The organism is Agrobacterium genomosp. 13 str. CFBP 6927 (assembly GCA_900012615.1).
Lineage (GTDB): Bacteria > Pseudomonadota > Alphaproteobacteria > Rhizobiales > Rhizobiaceae > Agrobacterium.
Genome location: LT009756.1, coordinates 1,506,389 through 1,517,083, shown reverse-complemented (window position 1 = coordinate 1,517,083; position 10,695 = coordinate 1,506,389). Strand labels below are relative to the sequence as shown.

The 10,695-nt window shown below is 58.8% G+C and carries 7 protein-coding genes, 2 tRNA genes and 1 pseudogene; 4 read left to right on the top strand and 6 right to left on the bottom strand.

The window, feature by feature from the left end; all coding sequences use genetic code 11:
* The 4 genes and pseudogenes from AGR13A_RS07585 to recJ all read left to right on the top strand — a co-directional run.
* Window positions 1-1,170 (top strand): annotated as a pseudogene (locus AGR13A_RS07585) (LL-diaminopimelate aminotransferase); the annotation flags it as partial.
* A gap of 61 nt (window positions 1,171-1,231) precedes the next feature.
* On the top strand, window positions 1,232-2,542 hold the full coding sequence (locus tag AGR13A_RS07580; protein ID WP_080834535.1) for a homoserine dehydrogenase: 1,311 nt from the start codon (window positions 1,232-1,234) through the stop codon (window positions 2,540-2,542).
* Window positions 2,543-2,873: 331 nt separating this feature from the next.
* Complete coding sequence (locus tag AGR13A_RS07570; protein ID WP_035223312.1) at window positions 2,874-3,098, top strand: hypothetical protein; 225 nt, start codon at window positions 2,874-2,876, stop codon at window positions 3,096-3,098.
* A gap of 103 nt (window positions 3,099-3,201) precedes the next feature.
* Window positions 3,202-5,010, top strand: coding sequence for a single-stranded-DNA-specific exonuclease RecJ (gene recJ, locus AGR13A_RS07565; protein WP_080834529.1), 1,809 nt, complete (start codon window positions 3,202-3,204; stop codon window positions 5,008-5,010).
* A 129-nt stretch (window positions 5,011-5,139) separates the two neighbouring features.
* Here recJ and AGR13A_RS07560 read toward each other — a convergent pair.
* From AGR13A_RS07560 to AGR13A_RS07535, 6 genes are all read right to left on the bottom strand, one after another.
* Window positions 5,140-5,214: transfer RNA gene (locus AGR13A_RS07560), tRNA-Glu, on the bottom strand.
* A gap of 470 nt (window positions 5,215-5,684) precedes the next feature.
* Window positions 5,685-5,759, bottom strand: a tRNA-Glu gene (locus tag AGR13A_RS07555).
* Window positions 5,760-6,178: 419 nt separating this feature from the next.
* A complete protein-coding gene (locus AGR13A_RS07550; protein ID WP_003495874.1) occupies window positions 6,179-6,952 on the bottom strand; it encodes an amino acid ABC transporter ATP-binding protein in 774 nt (257 codons plus the stop codon).
* A gap of 11 nt (window positions 6,953-6,963) precedes the next feature.
* Window positions 6,964-8,121 (bottom strand): amino acid ABC transporter permease, encoded by a 1,158-nt coding sequence (locus AGR13A_RS07545; RefSeq protein WP_080834527.1) that lies wholly within the window; start codon window positions 8,119-8,121, stop codon window positions 6,964-6,966.
* Window positions 8,122-8,124: 3 nt separating this feature from the next.
* Window positions 8,125-9,321 carry an amino acid ABC transporter permease gene (locus AGR13A_RS07540; protein ID WP_080834524.1) on the bottom strand — a complete coding sequence of 399 codons (1,197 nt, stop codon included), beginning with the start codon at window positions 9,319-9,321 and terminating at the stop codon, window positions 8,125-8,127.
* A 109-nt stretch (window positions 9,322-9,430) separates the two neighbouring features.
* A complete protein-coding gene (locus tag AGR13A_RS07535) occupies window positions 9,431-10,453 on the bottom strand; it encodes an amino acid ABC transporter substrate-binding protein (RefSeq protein ID WP_003495880.1) in 1,023 nt (340 codons plus the stop codon).
* Window positions 10,454-10,695: the final 242 nt, after the last annotated feature.

Genomic DNA, 10,695 nt, shown 5'->3' with positions numbered 1-10,695 from the left:
GGTCAACCGTTTGAAAGCGAGCGCGCGAGCGGCCGGGGCCGATATCATCGATCTCGGCATGGGCAATCCCGACCTTCCGACCCGAAGGCCATCGTCGACAAGCTTTGCGAGGTCGTTCAGGACCCGCGCACCCATCGCTATTCCTCGTCCAAGGGCATTCCCGGCCTTCGCCGTGCGCAGGCCGCCTATTATGCCCGCCGTTTCGGCGTGAAGCTGAACCCCGATACGCAGGTTGTCGCCACGCTCGGCTCCAAGGAAGGCTTCGCCAATATGGCGCAGGCCATCACGGCACCTGGTGACGTGATCCTGTGTCCGAACCCCACCTATCCGATCCATGCCTTCGGCTTCCTGATGGCGGGCGGCGTTATCCGTTCGATGAATGTCGAGCCGGATGAGAGCTTCTTCGGGCCGCTGGAGCGCGCGGTGCGCCACTCCATTCCGAAGCCGCTGGCGCTGATCATCAACTACCCGTCGAACCCGACGGCGCATGTGGCCTCGCTCGATTTCTACAAGGATGTCATCGCTTTTGCGAAGAAGCACGAGATCATCGTGCTTTCCGACCTTGCCTATTCGGAAATCTATTTCGACGAAAATAACCCGCCGCCTTCGGTTCTCGAAGTTCCCGGCGCAATCGACGTTGCGGTGGAGTTCACCTCCATGTCGAAGACCTTCTCCATGCCCGGCTGGCGCATGGGCTTTGCCGTCGGCAATGAGCGTCTGATCGCGGCGCTGACGCGCGTGAAGTCCTATCTCGATTACGGCGCCTTCACGCCGATCCAGGTCGCGGCGACGCATGCGCTGAACGGTGACGGTTCCGACATCGCAGAAGTGCGCAATGTCTATCGCCGCCGACGCGACGTCATGGTCGACACGTTTGGCAAGGCCGGTTTCGAGGTTCCGCCGCCGGCGGCGACGATGTTCGCCTGGGCGAAAATCCCGGAAAAATTCCGCCATCTCGGCAGCCTGGAATTCTCCAAGCTCCTGGTCGAGAAGGCAGATATCGCCGTTGCTCCCGGCATCGGCTTTGGCGAGATGGGAGATGATTACGTCCGTCTCGCGCTCGTGGAAAACGAGCATCGAATTCGTCAGGCAGCGCGCAATCTGAAGCGTTTCCTGTCGAGCGCAGACGAAACGATGCACAATGTCGTTTCGCTTAACGCCCACAGATAAGGGCAACCGAAGGCGGCCGGGCCTCGGCCGCCACCATCATCAGCAAATCAGGAACATACCCATGGCAGATTCATTGAGAATCGGCATAGCGGGGCTCGGCACTGTCGGCGCTTCGCTCGTGCGCATCCTCCAGCAGAGAAGCAACGAACTTGCGATTACCTGCGGACGCGCGATTGAGATTATTGCGGTGAGTGCGCGTGACCGTTCGCGCGACCGCGGCATTGATCTCACGGGTATTACCTGGTTCGACACGCCGGAGCAGCTGGCGAGCGAAGCCGATATCGACGTCTTCGTCGAACTGGTCGGCGGTGCTTCCGGTCAGGCGGAAAATTCTGTGCGCGCCGCGCTTGCACGCGGTCTCCATGTGGTGACGGCCAACAAGGCGCTGCTGGCCAAGCACGGCGTCGAACTGGCGACCATCGCCGAAGACAAGGGTGCGCTTCTCAATTTCGAAGCGGCGGTGGCCGGCGGTATCCCCGTCATCAAGGCCCTGCGTGAGTCTCTCACCGGCAACCATGTGTCGCGCATCTACGGCATCATGAACGGCACCTGCAACTACATCCTGACCAAGATGGAGAAGGAAGGGCTGTCCTTCGAGGCCTGTCTGAAGGAAGCGCAGCGGCTGGGTTATGCCGAAGCCGATCCGGCCTTCGATATCGAGGGCAACGATACGGCCCACAAGCTGGCCATCCTGACGACGCTTGCCTTCGGCAACAAGATTTCGGCCGATGACATCTATCTGGAAGGCATCACCAATATCTCCAGCGAGGACATTCAGGCGGCGGCCGAACTCGGTTACCGCATCAAGCTTCTCGGCGTGGCGCAGGTGACGGAATCCGGTATCGAACAGCGCGTGCATCCGACCATGGTGCCGCTCGATTCCGTGATCGCGCAGGTGGACGGCGTCACCAATGCGGTGGCGATCGAATCCGATATCCTCGGAGAACTCCTGATGGTTGGTCCGGGTGCGGGCGGCAATGCCACGGCGTCCGCCGTGCTCGGTGACATCGCCGATATCGCCAAGAGCCGTCCGGGCGCCCAGCAGGTTCCGGTGCTTGGCCGTCCGGCAAAATCGCTTGCCGATTATCGCCGCGCCAAGATGAAGAGCCATGAGGGCGGTTATTTCATTCGCCTGACGGTGAAGGATCAGGCCGGCGTTTTCGCCTCCATTGCCACCCGCATGGCGGATAACAACATCTCGCTGGAATCCATCGTGCAGCGCCAGCGCGTGCATGTGGAAGGTGCGCCGCAGACCATCATCCTCGTTACCCATGCGACGATGGAAGATGCCATCCGCAAGGCGGTGAAGGCGATCAAGAACGAGAAATATCTCGTCAGCGAGCCGCAGGTCATCCGCATCGAGCGGACCTGAAACGCTGGTGCCGCATTCGCGCCTGGCATTGCACTCTTGCCAAGCGCGACGCGCTCGCCAAACGCGCCGTCATCCTCGGGCTTGACCCGAGGATCCAGCGCCGCGCAGGTAGGTCAGTGGATCCTCGGGTCAAGCCCGAGGATGACCACGGAGATGTTTTCGAACCGGATGAGAGCGTTCTTTGGGAGCGGCTGGATTTCACTGTTCTTGCAAGCCCGTTCCATTTTTAAAGCCGGTAACACCCAGAAAATTTGCGCGAGCGGCCTCAGAACCGCTGGAATGCAACACGATTCGGCTCTATGGTTAATGATGTTCACCAAGCGAGGGAGGCGTGGCCGTGACATCGATTATCCTTTTCAAGGACAACAAGCGCGAAGGCGTTCTGGCCACCCATCATCGGGCCAGGCCACACAGTGCCAATGACAATATTCGAAGCATGGAATTCGATATTGCCGACTATGAGCGCAACTGGTGTTCGCTTGCCGTGTTCTCGCTGCTGCTGCTGGTCGGTGCGGTATCTATCGTCAGCCCGTTCTTCTCGATTTTTTCGGTGTGAAACCCTGCACGGGCGTTTTTGCTTGAAAAACCCGCCATCGCCATTTAGCCCGGTGTAAGAAAAGGCGCGGATGCGCATATACACGACAGGATGAATGGACAGGATGGCAATGATGGAGCCGGCCGATACCGTTGCCCGCGCGTTTCTGAGCGTGGAGCGGTCGGCGACAGAGCAGCGCTGGGTGTCGCGGCTGGATCAGGCCGGACAGAACCGTGCGCTGGCCATGTCGCAAATCCATGCCATTCCTGAATTGATCGCGCGGGTGCTTGCCGGGCGCGGGGTGGGTGTCGATGACGCCCTGGCATTCCTCGATCCCACCATCCGCTCGCTGATGCCCGATCCGCACATGCTGACCGATTGTGAGAAGGCGGCCGAGAGGCTGGTGCGCGCCATCGAGACCGGCGAGAAGGTGGCGATATTCGGCGATTACGATGTTGACGGTGCTGCTTCTTCCGCCTTGATGTACCGCTTTTTCGCGCATTTCGGGATTGCGCCGGAAATCTACATTCCCGACCGGATTTTCGAGGGCTATGGACCGAACCCGGCAGCGATGCAGCAGCTTGCCGCCAATGGCGCGACGCTGATCGTTACCGTCGATTGCGGTTCCACCAGCCATGAATCGCTGCAGGCCGCCAAGGATGCGGGCACCGATGTGGTGGTGATCGATCACCATCAGGTCGGCTCGGAACTGCCGCCGGCAGTTGCGCTGGTCAATCCCAACCGGGAGGACGATCTTTCGGGGCAGGGGCATCTCTGCGCCGCCGGCGTGGTGTTCCTCGTGCTGGTCGCTACACTCAGGCTGCTGAAAGACAGGCGCAACAGGCAGGCCTTCACGCTGGACCTGCTGTCGCTTCTCGATATCGTTGCCCTTGCGACCGTGTGCGACGTGGTGCCGCTGAAGGGGCTGAACCGTGCCTATGTGGTGAAGGGACTGATTGCCGCGCGCCATATGAACAATGCGGGGCTGGCGGCGCTGTTCAAGAAGGCCGGGCTTGGCGGACCTGTCACACCCTATCATTTCGGCTTCCTGATCGGGCCACGCATCAATGCCGGCGGCCGTATCGGCGATGCTGCACTTGGCAGCCGTCTCCTGACCATCGACGATTCTTCGCAGGCCGAGGTGATCGCGGAACGGCTGGACGAGCTGAACCGCGAGCGGCAAGCGATGGAAGCCGCGATGCTGGCGGAAGCCGAAGCGGAGGCGCTGTTCGAATATGGCGACGGGTCAGGCGCCGGTGTCATCGTCACGGCCCGGGAAAACTGGCATCCGGGTATCGTCGGCCTGCTTGCCTCGCGACTGAAGGACCGTTTCCGTCGCCCGGCTTTCGCCATTGCCTTCGATCCTTCCGGCAAGGGCACCGGCTCCGGCCGTTCGATCAATGGTTTTGATATGGGGCGTATGGTGCGCGCTGCCGTGGAGGCTGGATTGCTGGTCAAGGGCGGCGGTCACGCCATGGCTGCGGGTCTCACGGTGGAACGCGCCAATCTCGGGAAACTCAGGACCTTCTTCGAGGAGGCTGCCGTCAAGACGGTGAGCGAGCTGGTGGAAAGCAGCGTGCTGAAGATCGATGGTGCCATTGGTGCGTCTGGCGCGACTTTACAGCTTGTCGACCAGCTGGAGCAGGCCGGTCCTTATGGATCAGGCCATTCCCAACCGATTTTCGCCGTGCCTGCCCATCGCCTGCGGGATGTACGCCTTGTCGGCACCGCTCACGTCAAGATCACGCTGGAGGCCATGGATGGCTCCCGGCTGGACGGCATCGCATTCCGCGCCGCAGAGGCGCCGCTGGGGCAGATGCTGCTGAATGCACGCGGCAGGTCTATCCACGTCGCAGGCACGGTGGGAGCCGATCTATGGCAGGGCCAGAGGCGTGTGCAGCTGCGCGTTCTGGACGCGGCTTTTGCACCCTGACAGGGTCGCCAATCTGTTTGAATTCTTCGGGGTAAAACTCAGGGACGAACCGGAAACGGCGATCGTCCTTACGTTCACGCGTTACGTGAAGTTTTTTATACAGAATGCTGATTTTTCAGGAGAAGCAAGTGGCACGCCCTAGGGGAGTCGAACCCCTCTTTTCAGAATGAAAATCTGACGTCCTAACCGATAGACGAAGGGCGCGTGCGCTTGTGGTGTGGCGCCCTTATAGTCAGGCTCCGGTTGGTCCGCAAGCGGAAAAATTGATTTTTTTCGCTTCATGACGAGTTTTTTTACTCGGAGCAGAAGGGCTGTGGAAAACCGTGATGGGAGAGGCCAAAGCTTTGAAATAACGGCTCTATCGCTGAGTGATTTGGAGCGGTTTTTGGCTTGGTCAAACGAATTGCGCGATTGCTGAAGCCTTAGCTGGCTTCAATTGATCGCTGGTTTGGCGGTACGGAAATCGGGGAGGAGGGAAAGGCAAGCCGTATAATTTGCCCACCGGCATTTCGCCCGGCTCGCCTTCCATCGGGGGGACAGCATTTTAACGTACCGGCCGGGATTCGGTTCCAGCCTCGCCATCGTCGCGATGGAAAATTTGCGGATGCTCGATCGAAGAACGATCGTGACAAATCGCGTTATTGCATATCTTGAAGGGGAAACACGAAGGCAAGTGGCACGCCCTAGGGGAGTCGAACCCCTCTTTTCAGAATGAAAATCTGACGTCCTAACCGATAGACGAAGGGCGCGTGCGCTTGTGGTGTGGCGCCCTTATAGTCAGGCTCCGGTTGGTCCGCAAGCGGAAAAATGCATGATTTGACAAAAAAATGACATGCGCCGCTACAAGCCCTGAAAAACAAGGATTCTTGTTTCGTAACAAATGGTTAAAGCGTCGGAGTGTCGCTGTTTTCGAGGCCTTTTGCTTGGGGTCAATGCCGCAAGATGACGACTCAGCGCGGCTGTTGGCTGGATTGGAACCTAACAGTGAGGCAGTGATGAGGTAGAACGTGCCTGCCGTCATCCTCGCCCTTGAGGCGAGGATCCACTCTCCAGCCGCCCATGGATCCTCGCCTCAAGGGCGAGGATGACGGTGAGTGTGGCGTACTACTTCTGCAAAAAAAACGGGGCCTGAAAGGCCCCGTTTGATGATTCTTTGGTGATCGCTGCCTCAGTGCAGAATCTGGCTGAGGAACAGCCTGGTGCGCTCGTGCTGGGGATTGTCGAAGAATTCGGCGGGCGAATTCTGTTCGACGATCTGGCCCTGGTCCATGAAGATGACGCGGTTGGCGACCTGACGGGCGAAGCCCATTTCGTGCGTCACGCACAGCATCGTCATGCCGTCTTCGGCAAGGCCGACCATGGTGTCGAGCACTTCCTTGACCATTTCAGGGTCGAGCGCCGATGTCGGTTCGTCGAACAGCATGATCTTCGGCTTCATGCAAAGCGAGCGGGCAATCGCCACGCGCTGCTGCTGGCCGCCGGAGAGCTGGCCCGGGTATTTGTGGGCCTGCTCGGGAATCTTGACGCGCTTCAGATAGTGCATCGCGATTTCCTCGGCTTCCTTCTTGGGGGTCTTGCGAACCCAGATCGGCGCCAGAGTGCAGTTCTCGAGGATCGTCAGATGCGGGAAGAGGTTGAAGTGCTGGAACACCATGCCAACCTCGCGCCGCACTTCGTCGATCTTTTTCAGGTCGTTGGTGAGTTCGATACCATCGACGTTGATCAGGCCCGACTGATGTTCTTCCAGCCGGTTGATGCAGCGGATCATGGTCGACTTGCCGGAACCCGAAGGACCGGCGATGACGATGCGCTCACCCTTCATGACCTTCAGGTTGATATCGCGCAGCACGTGGAAGTCGCCGTACCACTTGTTCATGCCGACGATTTCGATTGCCACGTCCGTAGCCGAAACGGTCAGTTTTTTTGCTTGGGTTTCTGCCATTTGAGCGTCCCTTATCGTTTATGCCCGGTGTCGAGGTGCCGTTCCATGAACAGCGAATAACGCGACATGCCGAAGCAGAATATCCAGAATACGAAGCCTGCGAAAATATAGCCAGTCATCGCTGTGACGGGTGTCGCCCAGTTCGCATCCGATTGGTTGAGTGTGACAATGCCGAGCAGGTCGAACATGCCGATGATCGAGACCAGCGACGTGTCCTTGAACAGCCCGATGAAGGTGTTGACGATGCCCGGAATGACCAGCTTCAGCGCCTGCGGCAGCACGATCAGCCGCGTCTTCTGCCAGTAGTTCAGGCCGAGCGAATCCGCACCTTCATATTGTCCCTTCGGAATGGCCTGCAGGCCGCCGCGGATCACCTCCGCCATATAGGCCGAGGAGAACAGCGACACGCCGACCAGCGCGCGCAGGAACTTGTCGAAGGTCCAGCCGTCGGGCAGGAACAGCGGCAGCATGATGCTGGCGAAGAACAGCACGGTGATCAGCGGAATGCCTCTGATGACTTCGATGAAAAGCACGCAGAGCATCTTGATGACCGGCAGGTTCGACCGTCTGCCGAGTGCCAGAAGAATACCGAAGGGCAGGGAGACCGTGATCCCGAAGAACGACAGGATGAGGGTCACCATCAGGCCGCCCCACAGCTGCGTCTCCACCTTCGGCAGGCCGAAGACGCCACCGATGAGCAGGAAAAACGCAATGAAGGGCAGGATGATGAAAAGCGCCAGGGCATTGAGCCGCTTGAACGGCGCCTTCGGGATGAGCATCGGCACGAGCAGGATGGCGAAGGTCACCATCACGAGGATCGGACGCCAGCGCTCGTCGAGCGGATAGCGGCCAAAGACGAATTGCCCGAGCTTGGCCGAAACGAAGGCCCAGCACGCGCCGGACTGGCCGTCCGGAAGCGCACCGCCCTGGGAGGCGGTCAGGCAGGCGATACGATCGCTGCCGCTCCACACCGCATCTATGAACAGCCAGTCGATGACTGGTGGCAGAAGATAGGCGAGGAAAGCGATGGCGAGAACCGTGAGGATCGTGTCCTTCGGCGTGGCGAAAAGTTTGGTACGCAGCCAATGGCTGATGCCAACCGCACTCGACGGCGCGGGTTTGGCATCCTCGATGGTCTGTCGCACGAAAGCGTGATTGCTGATCGTCATCGATTATCTCTCCACCAGGGCCATTTTCGCATTGAACCAATTCATGACCACGGCCGTGAGAATGGAGAGCGAGAGATAGATGACCAGCCAGATCGCAACGACTTCGACTGCCTGTCCCGTCTGGTTGAGGATCGTGCCGCCAACGGAAACGATGTCGGCGAAACCGACCGCGACCGCGAGCGAGGAGTTTTTGGTCAGGTTGAGATATTGGCTTGTCAGCGGCGGAATGATGATGCGCATCGCCTGCGGAACGACGATCAGGCGCGTCGTCGTGCTCTGGCGAAGGCCCAATGCTTCCGCTGCCTCGGTCTGGCCCTTGGCCACGGCCTTGATGCCGCCGCGAACGATCTCGGCGATGAAGGAGGCGGTGTAGAAGGAGAGAGCCAGAAACAGCGACATGAATTCCGGTGCGACGACCGCGCCACCCGACAGGTTGAAACGCCCGGCAATCGGGTAGTCGAATGTCAGTGGTGCGCCGAGCGCCAGAAATGTCGCGGCGGGGAGGCCGATGACGAGAAGCGTTATCGTTATTCCGGTGCGGAACTGCTGGCCGGTTCTTTCCTGCCTGGCCTTCGCCCAGCGATAAACGAAGACGCTGATGACGATGGCGACCAGAAAGGCGAGCGGAATAAGCCAGGTGCCTTCGCCCCAGAGGGGCTTCGGAAAGAAGAAACCGCGATTGTTGAGGTAGCTTCCAAGCGGAAGCTCCAGCGAATCGCGCGCCTGCGGCAGGACGGAAATAACGCCCTTGTACCAGAAGAAGATAACGAGCAGGGGCGGGATGTTGCGGAAGATTTCCACATAGGCCTGCGCCAGCTTCGAGATCAGCCAGTTGCTGGAAAGTCTCGCGATACCGACGATGAAACCGATGATCGAGGCGGCGATGATGCCGAAAAATGCGACCTGGATCGTGTTGAGAATGCCAACGAGCAGCGCCCGGCCATAGGTCGCGTCGCTGGTATAGGCGATGAGCGACTGGCCGATATCGAAACCGGCTCTTCCATTGAGGAAGCCGAAGCCGGATGAAATGTTTGCCCGTTGAAGATTGGTGATCGTGTTCGTCACGATGATCCAGACGAAGGCGGTCAGGATGACGACTGTCAGAACCTGATAGAAAATGCCTCGAATGCGTGGATCGTTGATAAGTGACGACGCGCTTTGCGCGCGCGATCGTTGCGAACTGACCGCGTTGCCTGCCATAGGCACCTTTCCCTTTTATATGCTCTTTGCGAGCTTATTTATATAATTTCAAATGGGAGGCCGGGCTTTGCCCAGCCTCCTTTCAGCCTCTAGCCGAGGATGGGGCCGATTAACGGACCGGCGGTGCGTATTGCAGGCCGCCCTTGGTCCACAATGCGTTCTGGCCACGCTCGATCTTGAGCGGCGAGCCAGCGCCGACGTTGCGGTCGAAGACTTCGCCGTAGTTACCCACCAGCTTGACGATGTTGTAAGCCCAATCGTTGGTCACGCCGAGATCGGTGCCGATCTTGGTGCCTTCTTCGGTACCGAGCAGACGCTTGATATCCGGGTTGGCGCTGGTCTTCTGTTCATCGACGTTTTTGGAGGTGATGCCCAGTTCTTCGGCATTGACCATCGCATAGTGAACCCAGGTCACGATGTCGAACCACTGGTCGTCACCCTGGCGAACGGCCGGTCCAAGCGGCTCCTTGGAAATGACTTCGGGCAGGACGATGTTGTCGTCCGGGTTCTTCAGCTTGAGGCGGATAGCGTAAAGACCGGACTGGTCGGTGGTGTAGACGTCGCAACGGCCGGAATCATAAGCAGAGGTTGCGTCGGCTTCCTTTTCGAAAACCACCGGATTGTACTGCAGATTGTTGGTCTTGAAATAGTCGGCGAGATTGAGCTCGGTGGTCGTGCCGGTCTGAACGCAGACGGCGGCGCCGGAAAGCTCGAGCGCGGACTTAACATTCAGGCCCTTCTTGGCGATGAAGCCCTGGCCGTCATAATAGTTGACCGTACGGAAGTTGAAGCCGAGCGACGTATCGCGGCTGATCGTCCAGGTGGTGTTACGGGTCAGAACGTCGACTTCGCCAGACTGGAGGGCCGGGAAGCGGTCCTTGCTCGACAGGGCGACAAACTTTGCCTTGGAAGGATCACCGAAAACCGCAGTGGCAATACCACGGCAATAGTCCACGTCGATACCGGACCATTCGCCCTTGTCGTCGGGATTTGAAAATCCCGGAATGCCCGCGCTCACGCCGCAGGTGACGAAACCTTTCGACTTCACATCCTGAAGCGTCGCAGCCGAAGCGACCGAGGCTCCTCCCAAAACTGCTGCGCCGATAGCGGCTGACAGAATTGCCTTTTTCATTTTTCCCAACCTTTGTTTGTTATCGTCAATGGAAGGGGACCGGCATCGTTGTTTTACCCCAGCTCCCCCTTCAGCAAGACCTTTTCGATCCGCTTTTTCTATCACAATCGCAATTGGCAGCGGGGTCAAGACGTGCCGGCAATAATTGTGCCTATAAAACGGAATTTTCCAGATTTTGGTCGGGAAGTGTGCAAAGGGTGAAAATATAAGCATATTTTTGCGAAAATTTGCACTTGCACGAT